Raw genomic sequence first — 25,602 nt, forward strand, 5'->3', positions numbered from 1 at the left:
GGTATTATGTTGCAAACAATACCATAATAGAACCAGAAAGAGCAGGGGTCCATTATAATACAACAATTTTACATCCTGCTGATCCGGTCAATCTATATAATAATCAAAGTCAAGTGCCTTCTTATTTTATAAACAACTTGGTAGTGGATCCGGGATATGATTTTGAAGGAGGAAATACTTGGAAACAGAATCAGGAAAGTTATTTCGACTTTAACGAGAAAGTTACAAGAGATAGTTTGTTGACCAATATTTATTCTAATATCATGACAAGGCAGATCGATACCTTGGGTCTAACAGATGTTTTAAACAATGATTTTAGTCCTGCTTCTATGGGCTCAGCTCTTGTTGATGGAGGGTCAAGCCTTACCTCTCAAGGGATTATTTTTGATATAGATAATGCAACAAGACCCGTGGGAAGCCAATTTGATATAGGAGCTTATGAGTTTCAATCCGTACCAATACCATTGCAAACAAGATTGCCTGAAGATTTTGAACTTTTTGATGTGCTTAATGAGAAACCATATCAAACCCTTTTCTATCCAAACCCAACAAACTCAACTTTTCGTTTAGAGAATGAAAACTATCAGGAAGTGCGTATTCAATTAATTACGACCGAAGGTAAAATTGTTCACACTGGAAATTATAGGATTGGTACCTCTTTTAATGTAGAAGAATATCCGGCTGGGTTATATTTCCTAAAAATGATAGCATCGGATAAGACAGAGACACACCGATTAATAATACGATAACCATTAATTAAAAAACTCCCAGAACATAGCTTCCGGGAGTTTTTGTTTTAAAGTACCTTTGGTTTTAGACTCTAGGTAAATCACCATCTCCTTTTAGGGGTAAGTTTGATTTTCCCATTAAATAGGCATCTATGTGGTGTGCAGCCTGTCTTCCTTCTGATATTGCCCAAACTATCAATGATTGTCCTCTTCGTTGATCCCCAGCTACAAAAACCCCAGGAACATTTGTTTTGTAGTCTCTTGCAGATGCATTTATATTCGTTCTGGAATCCATCTCCAATCCCAACTGATTTGCAATGGTAGTTTCAGAACCTGTGAATCCCAATGCCAATAATGCCAAATCGCATTCCCATTCTTTTTCCGAACCTTCAACCTCTTTTAGAATTGGTCTTTCTCCTACTTTTTTCTCCCAGTAAACTTCAGAAGTAAGCAAACCTTTGAGGTTTCCGTTTTCGTCACCAATGAATTTTTTCGTAGAAATACTAAAAATACGTTCTGCTCCTTCCTTATGTGAGGAACTGGTTCGCAAACGCATAGGCCAAAATGGCCATGGCTGATTTTCAGGTCTGTCCGAAGTAGCTTTGGGCATAATTTCGAAATTTGTAACAGAAACTGCGCCATGTCGAATGGAAGTGCCGATGCAATCAGAGCCGGTATCACCACCGCCAATGACGATTACTTTTTTCCCTGTTGCTATGAGCTCTTCTCCGTTAAATGGTATATTATCGACTCTTCTATTGTTTTGGGGAAGAAAATCCATTGCCTGTACCACTCCTTTTAAATCAGAACCGGGTATGGGAAGCTTTCTTCTTATTGTTGCTCCACCGCAAAGGACAATAGCATCAAAATCATTTTTAAGGTCATCTGCATTGACATCAACACCAACATGAACACCGGTCTTGAATATGATTCCTTCTTGTTTCATGACTTCAAGCCTTCGGTCAATGACGTTTTTTTCCATTTTAAAATCTGGGATACCATACCGTAATAGTCCTCCAATTTTTTCATCACGTTCTAAAACGGTTACTAAATGTCCCGCTCTATTCAATTGTTGGGCAGCTGCTAACCCTGCGGGTCCAGAACCTACAACAACAATTTTTTTATCTGTTCTCTTAGATGGTAATTCCGGTGTTATCCAACCGTTCTTAAATGCAGTCTCAACAATATTCTTCTCTATATTTTCAATGGAAACGGGGTCTTCATTGATGCCCAATACACATGCTTCTTCACACGGAGCAGGGCAAAGTCTACCAGTAAACTCGGGAAAGTTATTGGTAGAATGAAGAATCTTTGTGGCCTTTTCCCATTTACCACTATAGACGGCATCATTAAAATCTGGAATTAGATTTCCTAAGGGACAACCACTATGGCAAAATGGTATACCACAGTCCATACAGCGAGCACCTTGATTTTTTAATTCTTTTTCTTTTAAAGGAACAGTAAATTCCTTGTAATTTTTAATTCTTTCTTTAACAGGAGCATATGCTTCGTCTTTCCTGTCAAACTCCATAAACCCAGTCGTCTTTCCCATGTCTCAAATTATAAAGTTTGTAATTTTTCTTTTTCCAATCGTATTAGTGCTTGACGGTATTCTTCTGGAAATACTTTTATAAATTTTGGTAAGTAGTCTTCCCACTTTTCCAAAATGTCTTGCGCCAATGGACTCAATGTGGCGTTATAATGATTTTCAACAAGTTCCTTTAGCTGAGCTATATCTTGTTCCTCTTCTATAGGCAATAGATTCAATGTTTCTCCATTACAGCGTCTTTTGAACGATTTATCTCTATCCAGTACATAAGCAATACCACCACTCATTCCTGCACCAAAGTTTCTTCCAACTTCTCCTAGAATAACTGCAATACCCCCAGTCATATACTCGCAACCGTGATCACCAATACCTTCTACAACGGCTTTTGCACCTGAGTTCCTTACACAAAAGCGCTCTCCGGCTTTACCATTTATGTAGGCTTCACCAGAGGTTGCTCCGTATAGCGTTACATTACCGGTAATGATGTTTTCTTCAGGTTTTATAGTCGATTTATAAGGAACTTTGATAATTAACTTTGCCCCAGAAAGACCTTTTCCCAAATAATCATTGGTATTTCCATTAACTATCATTGTAAGTCCCTTAGTGGCAAATGCACCAAAACTTTGTCCAGCTGAACCTGTAAAATTTAGTTTTAACGTGTTGTCCGGTAGACCATCGGCACCATAGATTTTTGAAATTTCGTTACTGATTATTGCCCCAACGGCCCTGTCCGTATTGTGAATAGGGAAATCGAGTGATATTTTTTCTTTTCGAAACAATGCGGGGTGTGCCTTTGCGATAATATCAAATTCAATCGAATTTTCAATATGGTGCGTTTGCTGTGTTGTATTATGAAAGGCAGTACCTTCTGGAACATCCACTTGATAAAGTATGGGGCTTAAATCGATACCGGCAGCTTTATAATGTTCTATGGCTTTTTTTCTATCGAGTTTCTGGACTTGGCCTACCATTTCGTTAATGGTCCTAAAGCCAAGTTTAGCCATGATTTCTCGTAATTCCTGAGCCACAAAATACATGTAGTTGACAACGTGCTCTGGTTTACCCTTGAATTTTTTACGGAGTTCTGGGTTTTGGGTGGCAATGCCTACAGGGCATGTATTTAGGTGGCAAACACGCATCATTACACATCCTGATGCAACCAGAGGTGCTGTGGCAAATCCAAATTCCTCGGCACCCAAAAGACATGCAATAGCTACATCTCTACCAGTTTTTAGCTGTCCATCGCATTCAAGTACGATACGGTTTCTTAAATCGTTTAAGACTAGAGTTTGTTGCGCTTCCGCAATTCCCAATTCCCATGGGAGTCCGGCGTGTTTTAAAGAAGTAAGGGGAGATGCTCCGGTACCACCATCAAAGCCAGAAATTAGAATGACATCTGCTTTCGCTTTGGAAACTCCGGCAGCAACGGTACCTACGCCAACTTCGGAAACTAGTTTTACATTGACTCGTGCCTCTCTATTGGCTGATTTCAGATCATATATCAATTGTGATAAATCCTCTATGGAATAAATATCGTGATGCGGCGGTGGGGAAATTAGGCCTACATAAGGGGTAGAATTCCTTGTCTTTGCAATCTCTGGATTTACTTTTGGGCCAGGTAATTGTCCACCTTCTCCTGGCTTTGCGCCTTGTGCCATTTTAATTTGAATCTCTTTGGCATTGGTCAAGTAATTGGAGGTTACCCCAAATCTACCCGAAGCTACCTGTTTGATGGCACTATTTTTCCAATCGCCTGTCTGATTTTTATAGAAACGGGCCGAATCCTCCCCGCCTTCACCTGAATTGCTCTTTCCACCAATCCGGTTCATGGCAATAGCAAGATTTTCGTGGGCTTCCTTACTTATACTTCCGTAAGACATAGCACCCGTTTTAAACCGTTTAACAATCTCGGTCCAGGGTTCTACTTCTTCAATTGGAATTGGATCATAATTGGAAAACTCGAACAGTCCCCTAATGGTCATTAAGTTTTTTGATTGCTTGTTGACCAGTTTAGAGTATTCTTTATAAGTTTCCGGTTCATTGTTTCTAACGGATTTTTGAAGCTTGGCTATACTTACAGGGTTAAACATGTGTTTTTCACCATCTCTTCTCCAACGGTACTCTCCTCCAATTTCTATATCAAGATTTGCTGCTAACTGTTGTTTGTCAAATGCTTTTTTATGCCGTTTGGTTATTTCTTTTTCAATTTCATATAGTCCTATTCCTTGAATACGTGTTGGTGTATTTGGAAAATATTTATCGACGACTTTGGTATTAATACCTATACATTCAAATAATTGGGAACCTCTGTAAGAATTCAATGTTGAAATTCCAATTTTGTTCATCACTTTTAGGATACCTTTCCCAACGGCCTTATTATAATTTTTTATGGCTTCATCAAAAGTGTATTCTGTAATATCATTTTCTTGAATTTGTTGTCCTATGATTTCGTTGACCAAATAAGGATTGATGGCGCTAGCGCCAAAGCCGAACAATAATGCAAAGTGATGTACTTCTCGGGGCTCTGCAGATTCGATAATGATGCTAAGTTTAGAGCGTTTGCCCAACTTGCTCAATCCACTATTAACGAAAGAACAGGCCAAAAGTGCAGGAATCGCAGCCATTTCAGTACTCACCATTCTATCTGATAAGATGATAATGTTAGCTCCTTCGTCAATAGCTTTTGAAGCTTTGTCCAAAATTGATTCCAGAGCGTTCTCCAGACCATTATGACCTTTGGCTACTTCGTATAGTATTGAAATGGATATTACCTTATAATCTGGACTTACATCATAGTTCTTTATTTTATCAAGGTCCTCTTTTGAAATAACCGGGTTTTGAATTTTTAGTTTTCTACAGTTCAGTTCCGTGATGTCGAAAATATTTTGATCACTTCCCAACGTAAGACTAATGTCCGTAATTAGTTCCTCCCTAATTCCATCTAGTGGCGGGTTGGTGACCTGAGCAAATAATTGCTTAAAATAATTGTAAAGCAATTGTGGGCGTTCCGATAAAACAGCGATTGGTGTATCTGATCCCATGGAACCAATAGGTTCCTTGGCATTTTTTGCCATGGGTAAAATAATGGTATTGATATCCTCTAACGTATATCCAAAAGCGGCACGTCTGGTTTCTAAAGGGAATTCCCCGTAAAAAACCGGGCAATCATTGTATGGAATATCCTTTAAGTGAACGAGATTATTTTTCAACCATTTTTTATAGGGATGCTTTTTAGCAACAGATTCTTTTATTTCTTCATCATTTACGATACGGCCTTCTTCCATATTGACCAAGAACATTTTTCCAGGTTCAAGTCTTCCATGGAATTCAATGTCTTCTGGCTCCAACTCGACTACTCCAGTTTCTGAAGACATGATCACGTACCCTTTTTTGGTCACAGAATATCTAGATGGGCGTAACCCGTTCCTGTCCAAAACGGCGCCAATGTAATTTCCATCCGTAAAAGGAATGGATGCTGGACCGTCCCAAGGTTCCATAAGACACGAATTATATTCGTAAAATGCTCGTTTAGATTCGGACATTTCTGTATTTTTTTCCCATGCTTCCGGTACTAACATCATCATCACCTCGGGTAACGAACGTCCTGTCATAAGTAATAATTCTACGACCATGTCCATGCTAGCTGAATCCGACTTTCCTGGAAGTACTATTGGAAGGATTTTTTTTATGTCATCGCCAAACCAATCACTTTTGAGCAATTCTTCTCTGGAGCGCATTCGGGACACATTTCCCCTTAAGGTATTTATTTCCCCGTTATGGCACATGTACCTAAATGGTTGTGCCAAATCCCATGTTGGAAAAGTATTGGTGGAGAATCGCTGATGCACCAAAGCCAAACGCGTAACAACCCTAGGGTCCAAGAGGTCTTCGTAATATCTACTGATGTCCTGTGGGACCAATAATCCTTTGAAGATTATAATTTTTGTAGAAAGGCTAGGTAGGTAAAAGAATTTATTCTGCGAAAGCTTGCTTTTGATGATTGCATGCTCCGTAGTCTTTCTTGCGATGAAGAGCTTAAGGTTGAATTGGAAATCGTCCAGTGCTTCACCTTTACCAATAAAAACTTGTTTTACAAAAGGTTCTGTTTCTGAGGCAATTCTTCCCGGAACGGACCGATTTACAGCGGCATCACGCCAACCTAATAATTGTAGCCCCTGTTTTTTTATATTTTCTTCTAGTTTCGCAATGCAAAAATTTCGTTGATTTTCCTTTTGCGGTAAAAACACATTGCTTACCGCATATTCTCCGGCTTCTGGCAAGCTGAACTTGCATACTTCCGTGAAGAAATCGTGGGGTATATCTATTAGGATTCCCGCACCATCACCTGTCTTACCATCAGAGCTAACTGCCCCTCTATGTTCTAGCTTATCCAGGATTTCGAGTGCCTTATGTATAATGTCATTTGACTTTCTTCCTTTTAGACTACAAATAAAACCTGCGCCGCAATTATCATGTTCAAATTCAGGTAGGTACAAACCTTGTTTTTCTAACGTCATCTTTATGGTATTTTCTCAAAAATATCATTTTAGATGACAATACATCAAGGTTTTGAATATTATTCAGATAAATCAATAGCTTTAGTATAAAAGACTTGAAATATATTTAAAACGAAAATTTAAGCAATGTTAAATTAAGATTATCTCAAAACCAATTTAAACGGATGTCGCTCTATGGAAAATAATGGGGATAATCGATTTTTTTAACCTTTTCAAGTTTTGATACCTTACAAAAAAGAGCGTGCAAGGTGTTAAAAGAATCATAATAAAAACTAAACCCCCAATTTTGGTAGGGGGTTGTTTTTAGGTGTTATTTGAATTTAGCTAGTCTTTTAGAATACTTCGGGAAATAACAATTTTTTGAATTTCGGAAGTTCCCTCATAAATCTGGGTAATTTTTGCATCTCGCATCATTCGTTCTACATGATAGTCTTTTACAAAACCATTGCCACCATGAATCTGAACTGCTTCTACAGCAGTTTCCATAGCAATTTCCGAAGCGTATAGTTTTGCCATGGCACCAGAAAGGGTATAATCATCTCCATTGTCCTTATCGCAAGCCGATTGGTACACTAAATGACGAGCAGCTTGAATTTTAGTGTGAATATCTGCAAGTTTAAAAGCAATAGCTTGGTGATTTGCAATTTCTGTCCCAAATGCTTTTCGCTCTTTTGCATATTTTTTTGAAAGCTCGTAGGCACCTGCAGCTATACCCAAGGCTTGCGCTGCGATTCCAATTCTGCCGCCTGCTAATGTTTTCATGGCAAACTTAAATCCAAAACCATCTTCGCCTATTCTATTTTCTTTAGGTACGCTAACATCATTGAAAATTAAAGAATGGGTATCACTGCCCCGAATCCCCAGCTTATTTTCTTTAGGGCCAATTTCAAAACCTTCCATTCCTTTTTCTACAATAAGTGCATTTATTCCTTTGTGGCCTTTTGCGACATCGGTTTGGGCAATTACTAGATACACTTCTGCAGTACTACCGTTGGTGATCCAGTTTTTAGTACCGTTTAAGATGTAATGGTCACCTTTATCTATTGCTGTGGTCTTTTGGGATGTAGCATCGCTCCCTGCCTCAGGTTCTGATAGGCAAAAGGCTCCTATGATTTCTCCCGAAGCTAATTTGGTTAGATATTTTTGTTTCTGCTCTTCAGTTCCATAGGTTTCCAGCCCCCAGCATACCAAAGAATTGTTGACAGACACAACTACCGAAGCAGAAGCATCTACTTTGGACAATTCTTCCATGACCAAAACATAAGAGAGCGTATCCAATCCACTGCCTCCATATTTCTCGTTCACCATCATGCCCATAAAACCGAGCTCTCCCATCTTCTTAATCTGTTCAGTCGGGAATTTTTGAGCGTCATCCCGTTCTATTACTTCTGGTAATAGTTCATTTTGTGCAAAATCTTTTGCAGCTTGTTGTATCATTAACTGCTCTTCAGAAAGTTTAAATTCCATAAAACTGAGAAATAATTAAAAATAGACTGCAAATATAGCTTTAAGATGGTAATTTTCTGAAAAATACTTCCTGAAAATGAGAATGATTCAATGATTTTGGTTTCTTTTATTCAATGATCTGATACATTTTTTTGCGAATAATTTATAAGATTTAGATTATGAGGGAAATTTCATTTTGAATATCTTTAGCGAAGTGGATTGTACCTAACAATAGAACTAAAGTTTCATATAAATAAACCAACTGAATAATGGAGACCATTCTAATTATCATATTTGTTCTCGGCTACCTTGCCATAACCTTAGAGCATACTTTAAAAATAGATAAGCTAATCCCTGCTTTGGCAATGATGGCTATTTTATGGGCCATGATGGCCTTTGGTATAGATGGTTTTTCCTCATGGTTTGATTCTGCCAAACATGGACTGGTCGAGGGATTTTCAGCATTGGGGCATGAAGATAAAATGCATATTCTGGAAGAGTCATTATTGCATCACCTTGGTAAAACCTCAGAAATCTTGGTTTTTCTTTTAGGGGCCATGACCATTGTGGAAATCATAGATTACTTTGACGGTTTTGCAACTATCAAATCATTTATCAAGACAAGAAGCAAACGAAGAATATTATGGATTTTTGCGTTTTTAGCATTTATTCTTTCGGCCATTATTGATAACCTTACGGCTACTATTGTATTGATATCCATTTTGCAAAAAATTGTTAGGGAGCGAAATGATAGGCTATGGTATGCAGGTTTAATTATAATTGCTGCTAATGCCGGTGGAGCTTGGTCTCCAATTGGTGACGTTACCACGACCATGTTATGGATAGGTGATAAAGTAACCACAGGAAAGCTAATAGGTTATTTATTATTACCTTCTTTACTATGTATGTTGGTACCGACTTTTATAGCATCATTTCTACCAGCTTTCAAAGGAGAAATTGATTTTGATGAGGATAATGGTGGACCTAAATCCAGCTATGGGGCCAAGATGCTGTACTTGGGCCTTAGTGCCATTGTATTTGTTCCAATTTTTAAAACGGTAACACATTTGCCACCATATGTAGGTATGATGCTTTCATTGGCCGTAGTCGCCACTTTTGCTGAAATTTATAGTAATTCGAAAATTACCATCTCATCAGTGGATATTGATAGTGATGCTGGTTCTCACAGCGGTCCTGTACATAGTGCATTGACTAAAATTGAGTTGCCCAGTATATTATTCTTCTTAGGAATTCTTATGGCCGTGGCCGCATTGGAATCTTTGGGACTGTTGTTTAATTTCGCAGATAGCCTAAAACAAGGTATGCCCTTACTAGGAACCGAAATAGCAGGTACACAGATTTCTGACTTAGTGGTCATTCTACTTGGAATAGGCTCCGCAGTAATAGATAATGTTCCTTTAGTAGCGGCAAGTTTGGGGATGTTCTCAGAACCTCAGGATAATCCTTTATGGCATTTTATAGCCTATTCTGCGGGAACCGGTGGAAGTATGTTGATTATTGGTTCTGCCGCTGGAGTTGTGGCCATGGGTATGGAAAAAATAGACTTCTTTTGGTATCTAAAGAAAATAGCTTGGTTGGCTTTTATTGGATTTATCTCAGGAGCTATTTGCTTTATAGTAATGCGATATTTTTTCTAAAAAATACTTTAGGTCAAAAATCTCCGTTATTATTGCAACTTAAATTGGGGATTTTATATGGTTTTTTTTCAAGATTTAGAAGAAGGGGCTGATTTGGGTGCATCCATGTCAGAAGAAAAAACCCTTTCTGTTATTGATTTGATAGTTGATGGAGGAACAGGGAGTATTATAATTATAGCGGTGCTTTTCGTTCTTCTTTTTACGGCACTCTACATTTACTTTGAACGGATTTTTGCTATAAAGGCCGCTTCAAAAATCGATAAAAATTTCATGAACCAGATTCGTGATCATGTCATGAGCGGCAAGCTGGAAGCGGCAAAATTATTGTGTGCCCAGACCGACTCACCTGTGGCACGGTTGACGGAAAAGGGTGTTTCCAGAATTGGGAAACCACTGGATGATATCAACACCGCCATTGAAAACGCAGGAACCCTTGAAGTATACAAGTTGGAAAAAAATGTAAGTGTTTTGGCAACGGTAGCAGGGGCTGCTCCAATGATTGGTTTCTTGGGAACCGTAATTGGTATGATTTTGGCGTTCCATGAAATGGCCAGTAGCGGCGGTCAGGCTGAAATGGGGTCATTGGCCTCTGGTATCTATACGGCGATGACTACAACGGTTGCAGGTTTGGTAGTGGGAATCATAGCTTATATTGGTTACAATCATTTGGTGAACAGAACTGATAAAGTGGTTCACAAAATGGAGGCCAATGCAGTTGAGTTTTTGGATTTATTGAACGAACCTATCTAGGATTTCAAAATGAAATTAAAAGGAAGAAATAAGGTCAGTCCAGAGTTTAGCATGTCTTCAATGACGGATATCGTGTTCTTGTTGTTGGTGTTTTTCATGCTTACTTCCAATGCGCCCAATGCTTTGGATTTATTATTGCCAAAAGCTAAGGGTAAATCTACAAACACACAGAATGTATCGGTTACCATAAACAAGAATCTGGAATATTTTGTGAATAACGAGAGAATAAACGAGGAATACATAGAAATTGAACTAAAAAAGGCACTTGAAGGTCAAGAAAAGCCAACAATCATTCTAAGGGCAGAAGAAAGCGTAGCGATTAAAGAAGCTGTAAACGTTATGGACATTGCCAATAGAAATAGTTACAAGGTTATCTTGGCTGTGCGGCCAAAATAATGTCATTTTTAGATACGAGACACAAGAAAAAATCATTCACGCTTACAACTTTTCTTTTAAGCGTACTGTTGCTATTGCTTTTTTATATAGGGTTAACGTATATGGACCCTCCTATTGAAAACGGTATTGCGATAAACTTTGGCACCATGGACTTTGGTATTGGCGAAGTACAGCCTAAGGAAAAAGTCCGTTCAGAGCCACAAGAAGAACAGGTAAAACCAGCCGAAGAAATTCCGGAACAAGTAGAGGAGCAGGAAGCCGCCGAAAACAAACCTGTGGAAGAAGTTTTGACGAATGAATCTGAGGAAACCATAAAAATCAATCAGCAGAAGGAAACGAAACGAAAAGCTGATGAAGCTGCAAAAAAGGCAAAAGCAGAAGCCGATCGCATAGCACGAGAAAAAAAACAGGCAGAAGAACAGAAAAGGCAAGAACAAGAGGCGAAGAAAAAAAGCCTTGATGCTCTAATAGGAGGCATTGGAAAATCTGATGGCACGACCACAGGAAGCGAAGGCGATGACAATAGGGCAGGTGACAAAGGGCAGCCAGATGGTGACCCATATGCTACTAGTTATTACGGTAGTCCAGGCAGTGGAAGCGGAACAGGTGGTTATGGATTGAATGGTCGTTCATTGGTCACTCAAGGAAAAGTACAGCAACAATGCAACGAAGAAGGTCGTGTAGTTGTTAGAATTGTTGTTGATCGTAATGGAAGCGTCATAAAGGCTACTCCAGGGGTTAAAGGCACTACTAATAATGCTCCGTGTTTATTAAAGCCAGCGAAAGAGACTGCTGAGAAACATAAATGGAACCTTGACTCGAATGCTCCTTCACAACAAATAGGCTTTGTGGTCGTCAATTTTAAGCTAGGTCAATAGCCCCATGACTTATAAAGAAACGTTGAGCTGGATGTTCCAGCAACTCCCAATGTACCAACAAAAAGGAGCTGTTGCCTATAAGGACAAGTTGGATAATATTCTTTTTTTTACAGAATTACTGGGAAATCCCGAAAAGAAATTTAAGAGTATACATGTGGCAGGCACCAATGGGAAAGGGTCCAGCAGTCATATGCTCGCCTCGGTTCTGCAGGAAGCAGGCTATAAAGTAGGACTATACACTTCTCCACATCTCAAAGACTTCAGGGAGCGGATTAAAATTAACGGGAAAAAAGTAAGCGAAGACTACGTAAAGGATTTTATAAAAACCCATGAACCTTTCTTAAAAGAAAATAAGCTTTCTTTTTTTGAAATGACCGTAGGTATGGCCTTTAGCTACTTTGCGGAGGAAAAGGTTGATATCGCCGTTGTTGAAGTTGGTTTGGGAGGAAGATTGGATTCTACGAATATTATAGTTCCTGAAGTTTCGCTCATCACGAACATAGGGCTGGACCATATTCAGATTTTGGGTGATACTTTACAGAAAATCGCTTTGGAAAAAGCAGGAATCATAAAGAAAGGAGTTCCAGTAATTATTAGTGAAAAACAACCCGAAACAGAGGGTATCTTTAAGCTTATTGCGGCCCAAAAGAATGCTGAGATAACTTTCGCAGAGGAAATGGATACAAAAAACTACGAAACAGACTTGCTTGGAAGTTATCAGAAAAAAAATAGTAAGGGTGTAGTTGCCGTATTAAAAGAATTAAAGGAATTTAAAATTAAGGAAAAGCATATAAGGAAAGGATTGAGGAATGTTGTCGAAAATACCGGGTTATTGGGTAGATGGCAGGTTTTGGGCGAGCATCCTAAAACTATATGCGATACCGCCCATAATAAGGAAGGACTGGGATTGGTGCTAGAACAAATCAATAAACTTGAATTTTCACAAGTACATTTTGTACTGGGCTTTGTAAATGATAAGAATCTAGATACTGTACTCTCACTTTTTCCAAAAAACGCAAAATATTATTTTGTACGACCCAACATACCTAGGGGCTTGGAAGCAAAAGCATTAAAAGCTGCTGCTGCTAAATTTTATTTAGAAGGAGAAACGTTTAAATTGGTTGGAAAAGCATTGGAAAAGGCCAAAAAAAATGCAAAACCTGATGATTTAGTGTATGTGGGAGGAAGCACATTCGTAGTTGCAGAAGTGGTTTAGATATTTTATGTTTTTTCTTTTTGGTAAACGAAAAATGATGCTATATTTGCACTCCCGTTTGGGAAAATGAAATAGGGCGCTTAGCTCAGTTGGTTCAGAGCACCTCGTTTACACCGAGGGGGTCGGGGGTTCGAATCCCTCAGCGCCCACCAAGATTAAAGCCTTCGATAAAATCGAAGGCTTTTTTATTTAATGCTGTTTTATCGTAAACCCATTTTTCTGTTTTATCAAGTAATAAACATCGAAGTGATGTCCTTTTTCAAACACTAATGTTTGGTTCTTTCCTTTTTGAACTACGAGTACATATTTTGTTTGAAATCAGAAATTTCATTTTTCAATTTCTTGTTGGCTTTTTCCAACAATTCATTTTGGTGTTTCATAATACTCAATAAATCGTGTATTGCATTAAGGTTTTCCAATTGTGCATAAACAACTTGTTCAAGTTCTGCTTTTGTGTAACGAATGCTCATAATTATGTTATCAAATTCTATTAAAAAACTTTAAAGGTCTATTTGTCTCCCTTAAAAGCATTTCAAAGTTATATAAAAGTTTTTAAATCTCCTAAAAAAGCATATTTTAATACTTAAAACATTTGTTTTTCTTGATTATTTTTACTGTTGAATCATAGCATTTACTATGGGTAAACCAGTTTATAATAGAATTAAAGCAGTTCTAGCTGAAAATGGAAAAACCAATAATTGGCTGGCGGATGAATTGGATATGAATACAAATACTATTTCAAAATGGTGTAGAAATGATATGCAGCCAAGAATTGAAAACTTGTTTCAAGTAGCTAATGTTTTAGGCGTAGATGTGAGGGAATTACTTGTTTCAACAAAGAATTAAAGTGTTTTGGCTGATTTAAGCTATAAAGAAAAATTAATAATTGAAAGACTATTTGATATGAGGTCTGGATATGTTATGGATTTTTCGAATAGAACATTTCAAGAATTTATTTATGATAGTTTAAAAATTGATATCTACGATTCCAAATATGATTATGAAAGTGGTTCAAAAGCAAACAGATTAAGGGCATTCTTCAAAGAAGAATCAAATCATCGTGTTTCATTGCTTTTAAGCGATTTGTTGGATTACTGGTTAACAAAAGCTCAAATAGGAGAATATGGATTTGAAATTTCTAATGAAAACTTGCATGAAAAATGTTTGAAAATTACTGAAAGACTTAAAAAAGAAATTATTGTAGAAGAGATTGAAGCTATTAAAGAGTTTGATTACGACAGAGATTTTACTCTACTTGCAAAGTCTATAAAAGAAAGTATTGAGAAAAACGAACCTGAAACAGCTTTGGATAGATTGCATACCTATTTGATGAAGTTAATACGTCAATTATGTGAAAATCACACAATAGAAATTAAGAAAGACGAACCCTTGAATTCATTGTTTGGGAAGTATGTAAAGTATGTTGTATCAAAAGGTGAAATTGAATCGCAAATGGCTGAAAGAATCTTAAAATATTCTATTCACGTTTTAGAAGCGTTTAATGATATTCGAAATAATAGAAGTTTTGCACACGATAACCCAATTTTGAATTATTCAGAAAGTATTTTGATTTTTAATAATGTAACAAATACAATAAAGTTCGTAGAATCAATTGAAAAAGAGATGGAAAGGAAGAACAAACGAGAAGAAGAAAAACGTAAGATGGAAGGAGCTGATTGGGATGACTTGCCTTTTTAAAAATATTGATAACCCTATCGAGTTACCAACATTTTAGTAATCATAATAATAAAGGACACTATTTTCAGTCGGTTTCAATCGATGTCTAAACCTCAATTTTATAAAGAATAGGATTAAATGCTTTAGCAGCTACGACTACTTTGTCCCCAACATGCAACTGTTGGATTTCCGAATCTTGTAAAATCACTTTTACCACGCTGTTTTGTATAAGCACTGTAGCAATGTAGACTATTTCCTGCTGTTCTATTTTAAGAATCTCACCAGTGAACTTAAATTTTCCACTAACACTTCGGTTTATAAACAATTCGTCTGGATTTCCCTGACGTACGACACTTCCCTTCTCCAAAAAAATAACATGATCGGATAGCTTGATGATTTCACCAATATCATGACTTATAAGCAGGGTGGTAAGATTAAATTCGCGATGAACCCTTAGAATATAGTCCTGTAGTTTTAGCCGGATTTTGATATCCAATGCGGCCAATGGTTCATCCAGCAACAAAATATCTGGATTTTCCGCTAAAGCTCTGGCCAAAGCGACCCTTTGTTTTTGTCCGCCGGACAAGGTTTCAGGTTTTCTATGTTGTAACGTTCCAAGTTCTATCATTTCAATTAAGCCTGCTAACTTTTTCCTATCCTCGCCCTTGGCCAAGGCAAATTCAAGATTTTCAAGTACGGTCATATTTGGAAATAGGGCATAATCTTGAAAAACAAAGCCTATGTTTCTTTTCTGCGGTGGTAGATAGATTTTTTTATCGGAATCGAACCATGTTTTTCCGTTTACAATAATTTTACCACGATCGGGCCTCATTAATCCCGATAATAATCGCAGTGTAGAGGTTTTCCCAGCGCCCGATTCTCCGTACAACGTAATTAATTTCCCCTTCTCTAGGGTGAGATTGAGTCCAAGGTGCATTTCCCCATCGGCAGCCAGTAATTTTTTGTCAATATCCAATACGATCATCTCCCTAGCTTTTTCAGGTGTTTTCCATTAACCAGATAAACCGCCAGCAATATAAAGAAGGTTATCGCAAACAGAATCATGGAATAAAAATTGGCCGCCCCATAATTCAATGCTTCTACTTCGTCATAAATTGCAATGGAAGCCACTTTTGTCCTTCCGGGAATATTACCCCCGATCATGAGCACAACGCCAAACTCTCCAACTGTATGGGCAAAAGAAAGTATGATGCCCGTTAATAACGAGGGTTTAATATTTGGGAGTTGAACTCTGAACAACGTTGTTAATTTTGATTTTCCCATTACATAAGCCGCTTCTTTAATTGAGACTGGGAGACTGGCCAGGCCAGATTGAACAGGGTGCACCATAAAGGGTAAGCTGTACAGTATTGAAGCAATGACAAGTCCTGGAAATGAAAAAACCAGTTTAATTCCCAACCATTCATTGATCCATTCGCCAAAAGCGTTATTTGGACTAAAGGCCATTAAAAAATAAAACCCCAAAACGGTTGGCGGTAGTACAAGTGGCATACTTACCAAAGTCTCTATAATAGGTTTGACCTTTGATTTGGAGTTGGCGAGCCATGCCGATAAAGGAACAGATATCACCAATAAAACTATAGTGGTCACTGCTGCTAGCTCAAAGGTCAGTATTAATGGGCTCCAATCAATCATTCTGAAAGCATGATTTCGTTCAACTTGACCATGGCGATAACTTCGTCTTCTTTTTTTAAACCTAATTGGTTACTGGAATCCGTGCCGATTATAGCTGTTAGCTTTCCAGCAAGGGAATTGATGGTAACTTTTGTCAATAGCTCCCCTCTTTCAATTTCCATAATGATACCCTGTATTCTGTTCTGCAGACTAATGAGATGGTTTTCGTTGCTTCCTAAAACAACTTCGGTCTCTTTAAAAAGTATTTTTACAGGTTTGCCCATTTGAAGGTAAGAAGCAGTTTCCGGAGTTTCTATAACGATGCTTTGTATTGTAACTTTTTTGGGCAAACCTATTGTAACCAACGACAGGCTTCCGTGCACTTTTATATCGGTTATATGTCCAGCTAAACTATTCATCTACCGAATATCCGAAGTTTTTCAAAATTTCCTTTGCTTTCTTGCTGAATAAGAAATCATAAAACTTTTTGGCTGAATTTGAATTCGCTTTTTTATGGGTTATTAGAACCACGCTCTGCGCTATTGGTTCATAAAGATGATTGTCCAGCTCGATCCAAGTACCCTTTTCCTTTAACTCTGGTGCCAAAACTACGGAAATGGAAGTGAATCCCAATTCTGCCGAGCCCGATAGTATAAACTGGTTTGTTTGCGATATACTTTCTCCATATACCAGTTTATCTTCAATTTTATCCAAAAGCTTATAATAGTTCAATACCGATGTTGCAGCTTTGCCATAAGGCGCAATTTTAGGATTTGCAATGGCAATGTGCTCAATACTGTTATCACTTAAAATTGATATAGAGGGTACTGTATGTTTCTTCAGTGTCCATAGTACCAACTTTCCATAGGCATACGTTTTAGGAGGATTTGTAGTTAGTCCGCTGTTAAAAAGGTCATTTGGGTATTTTGTATCCGCAGAAATGAATACATCATATGGTGCCCCTTCTTTTATTTGTGCCGTTAAGGTCCCGGAGGAGCTAATTACCAAATCACATTGAATACCTGTTTCTTTCGTAAAAACCTTGGCAAGATCTTCTATGGCATAGCGCATATTTGCTGCGGTCGCAATGGTAATTTTTTCACTTGTACCGTGATTATTGCACCCCAACAGCATCCAAAGGAACAACCCTAGAACAAAATATAGTAAAGAGCTGGGAAATCTCATTTCTTTTTATAGGTACACTTAGGATTATAATATCAGTCTTACATATGAACTTCTAATTTACATCTTTGTACGCTTATCTCTTTTATGGTAAGCTATATTATTGGATTTATAAACAAATAGGTAAAGCTACCCGATTATTCTTTCCGTAAACCCTTATCGGAAACAACCCCTGTTGCACCCCAAAACAATTTTTTTGTCACTGCAATTGTAAAGGTAAGGCGGTGAGATGCCTTGCTACCATATAACTAAAAACTTTCCATTAAGTTTTGTTTTCGTACTAGGGAGTATTATTTGAATTAGCTGTCAAACACGTTCTCCCGCCTTCCTTTCTCAGTTGCGCTAACTCATTTAATTACTAACAAAACTTTTAACTCTATGAAAGTAAAAAAGCTATTGGGGATGCTCGTGGTCATGTTGTTTTTTATGACATCCGCACAATCTCAAGAAAAAACAATTACAGGTACGATAACCGATCAGACGGGAGTACCACTGCCTGGTGTCAATATTGTTGTTCAGGGAACGTCCAACGGCACGCAGTCAGATTTTGATGGTTTTTACACCATTAATGCCGATGTAGGACAAATTTTGGTCTATACCTACTTGGGACAAAGAACAATTCAACGCACCATAGGCAGTCAAAATACGATTGATATCCAAATGGAAGAAGATGCCTCCCAGTTGGAAGAAGTCGTGGTAATCGGTTATGGTAATCAAGAAGAAAGAAAAATAATCCAGAATCTTGGTATTGTAAAAGAAGAGGCCATTGAAAATCTTCAAGTGGTTTCTGCCGATCAATTATTACAAGGGCAAAGCGCAGGTACACAAATTGTAAATGCTTCCGGGGTTTTGGGGTCTGCTGCTGTTATTCGGGTGCGAGGTGTCAACTCTATAAACTCAGGGAGTCAGCCTTTGATCGTTATTGATGGGGTTCCGGTTACAGATACCGAAGGCAATACCTTGAATAGGGGTGGTAATACGGATATCAATCCACTTTCCTATGTGAATCCAAATGATATAGAATCGTTAACGGTATTAAAAGATGCTGGAGCGACTTCAATTTATGGGTCTAGGGGTGCTAATGGGGTTATCTTGATCACAACAAAAAAAGGTAGACGTAATTCCAAGGCACAATTAACATTGGATGTGAGTACACAATTCACAGAATCAACCGATGTGCCAGATATTCTGAGTGCGGATGAGTTCAGACAATGGAAATCCGAAATTGCTACTATCCAAAATGGCACTCCAACTTCCCCAGAAGATTTAGGACTAGGCGCTATTGGGTCTGGTGGAACGGATTGGTTGGCAGGTGTGCAACGTACAGGAGTATCACAAAATTATAATCTAGGTGTACGTGGCGGCGGAGAAAAGACATCCTATTTCTTTGGATTGGATTTTCAAGATGCACAAGGTTTTGTCATAGGAAACGATCAACAACGTACAGGGGCCAGAATAAATATAGATTCTGATGTTACCAACTGGCTAAAGGCTGGAATGAACTTGGGAATTACGAATAACCGCCTTGCCCGGGTTTTTGTGGAAAATGAAATTGATGCTCCTTTTACAACTGCCTTTTTACAAAGTCCGGTGGTACGTGCATTTGATGATGAAGGTAACTTTTTACAATCTGGATCTTTTATCCCTAACATATTTGCTAGGGTTGCTTTGGATGATAGGGAACTTAAGACCTTTAGGGTCATTGGTAATGCATTTACCGAAATCACTCCTTTTGAAGGACTTACTTGGCGTTCAGAATTTGGTATGGATTGGCTAAGTGTTGAAGAAACTACAAGGGAAGCCGAATTTAATACCCCTGGTGGCCTGGGACAAGTAGTGAGTGTTAGGGAAGAAAGATGGTTGACCAACCAAACCCTTAACTATACGCCAAATCTAGATGAAGACCACAGCTTGAACATCTTATTGGGATTGAACTATGAAGAAACCTTAAGAACAAGGTTAAATGTAACATCCACAGGATTTCTAACGGATGGACTTAGAAATTTAGGTTCGGGTTCAACACCTGCTGTGCTAAATGGAGACCGTTTCCCATCGCGATTGTTCGGGCTTTTCTCAAGAGCTTCCTATGACTACAAAGGAAGGTACTTGGTAGAAGGTTCCCTTAGACGAGATGGTTCATCTAGATTCGGTGTCAATAACCGTTTTGGATACTTCTGGTCGGTTGCTGCAGGGTGGATTGTTTCTGATGAGGCTTTTATGGATTCCGTGTCTTTTATAGATTATCTGTCCCTACGCGCTAGTATTGGAACAGTTGGAAATGACAGATTGGGTACTTTTCCTTCGTTGGGCTTGTTTAATGCTGGAGGATTTGGCGATTACAATGGTGAATCTGGTGTAGTTCCAAATCAACCACCAAATCCAGATTTAAAATGGGAAGAAAGTGAAACCTTGGACATCGGTTTAAAATCTACGTTTTTAGCTGGGCGGTTAAACTTCAATGTGTCTTACTTTAAAAAGACCACTAGCGACTTGCTGTTGAACCAAGTGCTTCCTCCGCAAACCGGACTTCGATTCATCAGTAGGAATATTGGAGAATTGGAAAATAAGGGTTGGGAGTTTGATGTAAGCAGCATCAATGTGTTGACCGAAAACTTTGAGTGGAGAACTAGTTTCAATATCACAACAATAGAGAATACAATAACTCAGCTGAATGAGGATGCCGCTACCGATGCACAAGGAAGAAGAATTATAGATGGTCCTATACAACGGGCAATTGAAGGGGAGTCCTTGAATAATTTCTTCTTGATCAGGTATGTTGGGGTCAATTCACAAACCGGTGATGCCGAATGGTTGGATGCCGATGGAAATATTACAACAACACCCAATTCCGGAGATCGTGTTGTAACGGGAAGTCCCTTGCCAGACTTTTCCGGAGGTATGACGAACACGTTCCGCTACAAGGATTTTGATTTATCAGTGTTGATGAACTATTCCTATGGAAACGATGTTGTCATTGATGGATTGCGATTTGCCGATGGTGCAGACGCTATTGGAGGAATTGTAAATGTGAGGAAAAGAAACCTGAATATTTGGAGACAACCCGGGGACAATGCATTCTTGCCAAGTCCAAATAGCTCAACCTTTAATCCTTTTAACCAGCGTTCTACACAACAGCAATTGGACGCATCTTATCTGCGTATCAAAAACGTGACATTGGGTTACAACATGCCCAGTGAAACTTTGGAGAAATTAGGTGGATTGTTTTCTGGTGTACGGTTCTACGCCACAGCCACGAACCTGTTTACGCTCAAAAAAGACGAAATGGATGGGATAGACCCAGAAGTTACGGATGATATCGACCCAAGGTTTCAGGGAGAATCTTTCTTTACCGCACCGCAGGCAAAATCATACTTAATAGGAGCAAGACTAACCTTTTAATTATAATAGAAATGAATATATATAAAATAATCATATTTTTCTTGGGCATGGGTATTTTCCTTTCATGCGAAGACCGTTTGGATGTATCACCCGAGGATAGTGTAGAAATAGCAACTGTTTTTGATACCCGTGGATCTATAAATGGAGCCGTTGTTGGTATTTACAGTAAAAATCAAAGTGGTGACCTAAATGGTAACCCCCAATTGATTTCAGATTTTATGGCCGATGATGTAAATTTTGTAGGTAGTTTTACAAGTTTACAAGAAATTGACCAATATGAAACATTGGCTACCAATACGACTATAGATAATATTTGGCTGGATGGATATGAACTTATTGGAGCAGCCAATAATATCATTGTAAATCTTCCAGATATCGACTTATTGGATCTATCCGAAGAAGAAAAAGCACAGTTTATTGGCGAGGCCAAGTTTTTAAGAGCGTTGACTTATTTTCAATTAGTAAACCTTTTTGCACAACCGTTTCAAGTTAATGGAGGTAGTAATCTAGGTGTTCCATTGGTGCTTACGCCTTATGCTCCAGAAGTGGATATTTCAGAATTTCAGCTGGAACGCTCTACGGTCAGTGAAGTACATGCTTTAATAGAACAGGATCTTTTGGATGCCGTAGCAAGTTTGCCAGAAGATAATGGAGAGCGTGCTGAAGCAGGTGCTGCTAGGGGGCTTCTCGCAAGATTTTATCTGTATCGTGAAGATTGGGCAAATGCTGCCACTTTTGCCGATCAGGTAATCAGTTCTGGAGAATATGCTTTGGTGCCCGACTTTGATTTTTATGACGATAACCCAACATCTCCCGAAAACATTTTCTCGGTAATCAATACCCCTACAGATGGTCCGCAGGATGAATCCGTGCCAGGATCCGATGAGGTATATGTAAACTTTTATAATGCTGCTCCAGGCGGAAGGGGAGATGCACCATTTAGTCAAGATTTATTGGATGCGTTCGCTGCAGAACCTGGAGATCGTAGATTTGATGAATTGTCAGTAGCGGCAACTGATGCAGGGGGAAACGATACTTTTTTTACATCAAAATACCCAGACATTGTTAACAACGCATCTGATGGTATGGTTTTGCGCATGGCCGATATGTACCTGATGCGCGCAGAGGCTAATTTAAGAGGAGGTACCACGATAGGGGATATTCCTTTAAATGATGTGAATGCAGTGAGAACTAGAGCCGGCTTGGCTGACTTGGCAACTGTGGATTTGGATGCTATTCTTTTAGAAAGAAGGAAAGAGTTTTGTTTTGAAGGGTTGCGAAGAATGGATCTTCTAAGAAACGATAGGAACTTACGCCCAGATGGTGGAGCGGCGTCCGCTCCTGGAGCAGACAAGGTTATTTTTCCTATTGTGGATGATGAGCTCACCAATAATCCCAACATCACGCAAAATCCAGGAAATTTTTAAGATAAATAACTGACCGTGAAGATGAAACCATCATTTGTAAAATGCTTATGATGGTTTCTCTTGTTTAATTTACATAACATGATAAGAAAAACAGTTTTCTCAGCTTTGGCCATACTTTTTTTAATGGGGATGGTGAATGGTCAAGTAACCCAACCGGGAACTGCACAGTTGAACGAGCTCGAATTTTTTATACAGTTGAATAATCCAAAATATGATGGAGTAGAAGGGTCAAAATATCTTTTTGAAGAATTTGTGCCCGCTAAGATCAATACTATCCAGAAATCTTATTTGGTCCGTTTTGACATCTTGGAGAATACAATAGAAGTCAAAAAAGACAAGGACGAAATCATTGGGTTGTCTAAAAAAACAGACTATACCATCAAACTTCTAGATGGCTCAGAACGAATATTTGAAACAAAAAAAATTTCAAATAAAAACGGAGATTCTGTAAAAGGGATTCTTGAGCAACTGTACATTGGTCAATTTTTTATACTGTTCAGCAGATCGAGAATAAAGTATCAAAAAACAAAACCGATGAAAAGTAGTTATGAGCAAGCAGTCCCCGCAAAATTTATTCCTTTGGCAGATGCTTTTTACGTACTTTTCTTAAAAGGTGAAAAATCAGGTAAGATGGTTAAGGTTCCTCAAAAGAAGAAGGAACTTAAATCTTTTTTTGGAACTGAGGCATCAAAAATTGATAAGTTCATGAAGCAAGAAAAACTTACATTCGATTCAAGGGAAGATTTGATTCAAACACTTAAGTTTTATTCTAACTTAATAAAGCTTTAAATTTCTCGCGTGTTGAATAAGCCTTAGATTTTATGCAATCCCTTTTTTGAAGAATAGGCTTTTCCTATTTTTGTAGAATGATTGCTACCATTTGCAGAAAAGCCCATTTCAATGCAGCGCACAGGTTGCACAACCCTAACTGGAGCGATGCAAAAAATGTTGAGGTTTTTGGCAAATGCAATAGTCCCAATTATCACGGTCATAATTTTGGATTAGAGGTTAGAATCAGGGGAGAAGTGGACCCAGATACGGGTTTTGTGATGGATTTGGCTGTTTTGGGAACACTTATTAAAGAAGAAGTGGAAAATAGATTCGATCATAAGAATCTGAATATTGATTGTCCAGAATTTAAAGGGGTTTTACCGACTACAGAATATTTTGTCAAAGTTATCTATGATATTTTGAAGCCAAAACTTCAAAAAGGACAATTATTGCACATAACGTTGCATGAAACACAAAAGAATTCTGCAGAATATGGAGATTGGTAACTTTTTTCCGATATTGCGGCACTTTTGATATTGGGGTCATTAGCTCAGTTGGTTTAGAGCGCTGCCTTGACAGGGCAGAGGTCACTGGTTCGAATCCAGTATGACCCACTTATTTCCCCCTAAAAACTTACAGTACAGGTTCTTGATTTTCCAAACCATTTAACTCGGTTTTTGGAGGCAAGGTTATAGATGGTATCCCTGATTATTCTGGGAACAAACGCTAGTAAAGCGGCCACCAATTTCCACTTGGGTATTTTTGCGATAATCTTCAGAAAACCATCGGAATGGGTGTGTTTCCCGTTTTCATCAAAAAGGATTACAGTTTCCAGTTGGTCCATTGAAAAGCCATGTTGTTGTAATAATTCCTGACCTGTGGGAGATTGAAAAGGAACAAAATGGAAGATGTCTTCAGGAGCAAACTTGAGTAACCAACCTACTACTCCATTGCAAAGGTTACACTCCCCATCAAAAACGATAATACTTTTTTCCATGACCTAAATGTATTGTTCAGGGGTTTGGTCGAGAAAAAATCGTAGTCATTTCAATAATGGACAAATAATCTAAGAAGAATGCTACAAGAAGTCCAAGGTGCGTTCTAGTGCCATTCCTCGCGAGCCCTTAATTAACAGGGCTCCTTTGGCCAATGATTTTTCTTTTAAGTACGCTTTAAAATCACCAAAGGATTTATACTTTTTGTATGTGGTCGTTGTTTTAAAGAAATTTTCACCTACCAATAGTACATTATTGAATCCGATACTTTCTGCTAAGTCAACTATTGCTTGATGTTCCTCTTCAGCTACCTCCCCAAGTTCGAACATGTCACCAAGAACCAAAGTTTTCTGTTCAGCTTTTATGATTTCGAAGTTTTCCAATGCCACTTTCATACTGGACGGATTTGCATTGTAAGCGTCCAAGATAATCTGATATCCTTTTTTATCAATAATCTGAGAGCGGTTATTTTGAGGTTGATACGATTCAATGGCTATTTTAATGTCATCTAAGGGAACGTTGAAATATTTCCCCATGAGAATGGCAACACCGCAATTAGAGAAATTGTATTTGCCTATAAGTTGTGTTTCTATCCTTTTATTTTCTACTTCGATAATCACAAAAGGATTGGAATCGATAAACTTTATGTTATAGTATTGGTGGTTCTCCTTACTAAAACCTATTTTTTTGGTGTATGTCTTAAGCTTTTCCTGTTGGATGGGGTCATCGGCATTTAAAAAGACATGCTTAACATTGGATGTTAGATAATCAAATAGTTCGCTTTTTCCTTTTATAACGCCTTCTACACCTCCAAAACCTTCTAGATGTGCTTTGCCAAAGTTGGTGATGTATCCAAAATCCGGTTGCGCTATACCGCTCAAAAAGGCAATTTCTTTTTGGTGGTTTGCCCCCATTTCAATTATTGCTATTTCGGTATCTGGCTTAATGGATAGCAAAGTCAAGGGTACACCTATATGATTGTTTAGATTTCCTTGGGTGGCAATGGTCCTGTATTTTTTTGAAAGGACTACATTGATCAATTCCTTCGTTGTTGTTTTTCCATTGCTTCCGGTTAGGGAAATCACTTTTGCAGTGCTAAAATTTCTATGGAAGGTAGCAAGCTTTTGCAACGTTTCCAATGCATCATCGAACAGTAAACATCTTTCTGATGCTTTATGGTCAACCTCATCTATTATGGCGTATGCAGCTCCATTTTTAATGGCTTCCGTAGCAAATGTGTTTCCATTGAAGTTTGGACCTTTTAAAGCAAAGAACAGACAGTTTTTGGTAATTTTTCTTGTATCGGTACAAACGTTTGGATGGTCTAAAAAAAGGGAGTGGAGTTGTTCTAAGGTCATAAATCGAAGATAAAAAAAAG

The 25,602-nt window shown here is 38.3% G+C and carries 22 protein-coding genes and 2 tRNA genes (1 of these 24 only partly in view); 14 read left to right on the plus strand and 10 right to left on the minus strand.

Annotation, left to right across the window (positions count from 1 at the left end):
- Positions 1 to 749, plus strand: partial view of a T9SS type A sorting domain-containing protein gene (locus LV716_RS11360; RefSeq protein WP_163417936.1) — the end only. It extends 985 nt beyond the left edge of the window; only the last 749 of its 1,734 coding nucleotides appear in the window; the start codon falls outside the window, past its left edge; its stop codon occupies positions 747 to 749.
- Between the two features lie 64 nt (positions 750 to 813).
- On the opposite strand, the gene LV716_RS11365 is transcribed toward LV716_RS11360, so the two are convergent.
- From LV716_RS11365 to LV716_RS11375, 3 genes are all read right to left on the minus strand, one after another.
- Positions 814 to 2,280: a glutamate synthase subunit beta gene (locus LV716_RS11365; RefSeq protein WP_163417937.1), complete on the minus strand. Its 1,467-nt coding sequence runs from the start codon at positions 2,278 to 2,280 to the stop codon at positions 814 to 816.
- 8 nt (positions 2,281 to 2,288) lie between these two features.
- Complete coding sequence (gene gltB / locus LV716_RS11370; RefSeq protein WP_163417938.1) at positions 2,289 to 6,794, minus strand: glutamate synthase large subunit; 4,506 nt, start codon at positions 6,792 to 6,794, stop codon at positions 2,289 to 2,291.
- 324 nt (positions 6,795 to 7,118) lie between these two features.
- Positions 7,119 to 8,261 carry an acyl-CoA dehydrogenase family protein gene (locus tag LV716_RS11375; RefSeq protein ID WP_163417939.1) on the minus strand — a complete coding sequence of 381 codons (1,143 nt, stop codon included), beginning with the start codon at positions 8,259 to 8,261 and terminating at the stop codon, positions 7,119 to 7,121.
- A gap of 248 nt (positions 8,262 to 8,509) precedes the next feature.
- Here LV716_RS11375 and nhaD point away from each other — a divergent pair, with 248 nt between their 5' ends.
- The 6 genes from nhaD to LV716_RS11405 all read left to right on the plus strand — a co-directional run bounded on the left by nhaD (position 8,510) and on the right by LV716_RS11405 (position 13,290).
- A complete protein-coding gene (gene nhaD / locus LV716_RS11380) occupies positions 8,510 to 9,898 on the plus strand; it encodes a sodium:proton antiporter NhaD (RefSeq protein WP_163417940.1) in 1,389 nt (462 codons plus the stop codon).
- 57 nt (positions 9,899 to 9,955) lie between these two features.
- Complete coding sequence (locus tag LV716_RS11385) at positions 9,956 to 10,648, plus strand: MotA/TolQ/ExbB proton channel family protein (RefSeq protein ID WP_163417941.1); 693 nt, start codon at positions 9,956 to 9,958, stop codon at positions 10,646 to 10,648.
- Positions 10,649 to 10,657: 9 nt separating this feature from the next.
- Positions 10,658 to 11,044: a biopolymer transporter ExbD gene (locus LV716_RS11390; protein WP_112377411.1), complete on the plus strand. Its 387-nt coding sequence runs from the start codon at positions 10,658 to 10,660 to the stop codon at positions 11,042 to 11,044.
- On the plus strand, positions 11,044 to 11,922 hold the full coding sequence (locus LV716_RS11395; protein WP_163417942.1) for an energy transducer TonB: 879 nt from the start codon (positions 11,044 to 11,046) through the stop codon (positions 11,920 to 11,922). The genes LV716_RS11390 and LV716_RS11395 overlap by 1 nt, the downstream gene beginning before the upstream one ends.
- A gap of 4 nt (positions 11,923 to 11,926) precedes the next feature.
- Complete coding sequence (locus LV716_RS11400) at positions 11,927 to 13,138, plus strand: folylpolyglutamate synthase/dihydrofolate synthase family protein (RefSeq protein WP_163417943.1); 1,212 nt, start codon at positions 11,927 to 11,929, stop codon at positions 13,136 to 13,138.
- Positions 13,139 to 13,212: 74 nt separating this feature from the next.
- Positions 13,213 to 13,290 (plus strand) — tRNA-Val (locus tag LV716_RS11405).
- A 141-nt stretch (positions 13,291 to 13,431) separates the two neighbouring features.
- Here LV716_RS11405 and LV716_RS11410 read toward each other — a convergent pair.
- Entirely contained in the window at positions 13,432 to 13,608 is a 177-nt protein-coding gene (locus tag LV716_RS11410; protein ID WP_163417944.1) for a hypothetical protein, read from the minus strand.
- 166 nt (positions 13,609 to 13,774) lie between these two features.
- On the opposite strand from LV716_RS11410, the gene LV716_RS11415 reads away from it, so the two are divergent.
- Entirely contained in the window at positions 13,775 to 13,984 is a 210-nt protein-coding gene (locus LV716_RS11415) for a helix-turn-helix transcriptional regulator (protein WP_163417945.1), read from the plus strand.
- Positions 13,985 to 13,990: 6 nt separating this feature from the next.
- Positions 13,991 to 14,836 (plus strand): abortive infection family protein, encoded by an 846-nt coding sequence (locus tag LV716_RS11420; RefSeq protein ID WP_163417946.1) that lies wholly within the window; start codon positions 13,991 to 13,993, stop codon positions 14,834 to 14,836.
- An 85-nt stretch (positions 14,837 to 14,921) separates the two neighbouring features.
- Here the strand turns inward: LV716_RS11420 and LV716_RS11425 are convergent, their stop codons facing one another.
- Genes LV716_RS11425 through modA form a run of 4 tightly spaced genes read right to left on the minus strand, consistent with a single transcriptional unit; the run spans position 14,922 to position 17,635 of the window.
- A complete protein-coding gene (locus tag LV716_RS11425) occupies positions 14,922 to 15,800 on the minus strand; it encodes an ATP-binding cassette domain-containing protein (RefSeq protein ID WP_163417947.1) in 879 nt (292 codons plus the stop codon).
- Positions 15,797 to 16,468 (minus strand): molybdate ABC transporter permease subunit, encoded by a 672-nt coding sequence (modB, locus tag LV716_RS11430; protein ID WP_163419429.1) that lies wholly within the window; start codon positions 16,466 to 16,468, stop codon positions 15,797 to 15,799. The genes LV716_RS11425 and modB overlap by 4 nt, the downstream gene beginning before the upstream one ends.
- Positions 16,468 to 16,869 (minus strand): molybdopterin-binding protein, encoded by a 402-nt coding sequence (locus tag LV716_RS11435; RefSeq protein ID WP_163417948.1) that lies wholly within the window; start codon positions 16,867 to 16,869, stop codon positions 16,468 to 16,470. The genes modB and LV716_RS11435 overlap by 1 nt, the downstream gene beginning before the upstream one ends.
- Complete coding sequence (gene modA / locus LV716_RS11440; protein WP_163417949.1) at positions 16,862 to 17,635, minus strand: molybdate ABC transporter substrate-binding protein; 774 nt, start codon at positions 17,633 to 17,635, stop codon at positions 16,862 to 16,864. Before modA ends, LV716_RS11435 begins: the two co-directional genes overlap by 8 nt.
- A 375-nt stretch (positions 17,636 to 18,010) precedes the next feature.
- On the opposite strand from modA, the gene LV716_RS11445 reads away from it, so the two are divergent.
- From LV716_RS11445 to LV716_RS11465, 5 genes are all read left to right on the plus strand, one after another.
- Complete coding sequence (locus LV716_RS11445; protein WP_163417950.1) at positions 18,011 to 21,031, plus strand: TonB-dependent receptor; 3,021 nt, start codon at positions 18,011 to 18,013, stop codon at positions 21,029 to 21,031.
- 11 nt (positions 21,032 to 21,042) lie between these two features.
- Positions 21,043 to 22,458 carry a RagB/SusD family nutrient uptake outer membrane protein gene (locus LV716_RS11450; protein WP_163417951.1) on the plus strand — a complete coding sequence of 472 codons (1,416 nt, stop codon included), beginning with the start codon at positions 21,043 to 21,045 and terminating at the stop codon, positions 22,456 to 22,458.
- A gap of 78 nt (positions 22,459 to 22,536) precedes the next feature.
- Positions 22,537 to 23,247: a hypothetical protein gene (locus LV716_RS11455; RefSeq protein WP_163417952.1), complete on the plus strand. Its 711-nt coding sequence runs from the start codon at positions 22,537 to 22,539 to the stop codon at positions 23,245 to 23,247.
- Between the two features lie 77 nt (positions 23,248 to 23,324).
- The gene (locus LV716_RS11460) at positions 23,325 to 23,735 is read left to right on the plus strand and encodes a 6-carboxytetrahydropterin synthase (protein WP_163417953.1); all 411 of its coding nucleotides are present in this window, start codon (positions 23,325 to 23,327) and stop codon (positions 23,733 to 23,735) included.
- Positions 23,736 to 23,768: 33 nt separating this feature from the next.
- Positions 23,769 to 23,843, plus strand: a tRNA-Val gene (locus LV716_RS11465).
- Between the two features lie 11 nt (positions 23,844 to 23,854).
- On the opposite strand, the gene LV716_RS11470 is transcribed toward LV716_RS11465, so the two are convergent.
- Both LV716_RS11470 and murF read right to left on the minus strand, forming a co-directional pair.
- Positions 23,855 to 24,226, minus strand: a complete 372-nt coding sequence (locus LV716_RS11470; protein ID WP_163417954.1) for a thiol-disulfide oxidoreductase DCC family protein — start codon at positions 24,224 to 24,226, stop codon at positions 23,855 to 23,857.
- Positions 24,227 to 24,307: 81 nt separating this feature from the next.
- Positions 24,308 to 25,582, minus strand: coding sequence for a UDP-N-acetylmuramoyl-tripeptide--D-alanyl-D-alanine ligase (gene murF / locus LV716_RS11475; RefSeq protein ID WP_163417955.1), 1,275 nt, complete (start codon positions 25,580 to 25,582; stop codon positions 24,308 to 24,310).
- Positions 25,583 to 25,602 lie beyond the last annotated feature (20 nt).

Source organism: Flagellimonas sp. HMM57 (assembly GCF_021390175.1).
Taxonomy (GTDB): domain Bacteria; phylum Bacteroidota; class Bacteroidia; order Flavobacteriales; family Flavobacteriaceae; genus Flagellimonas.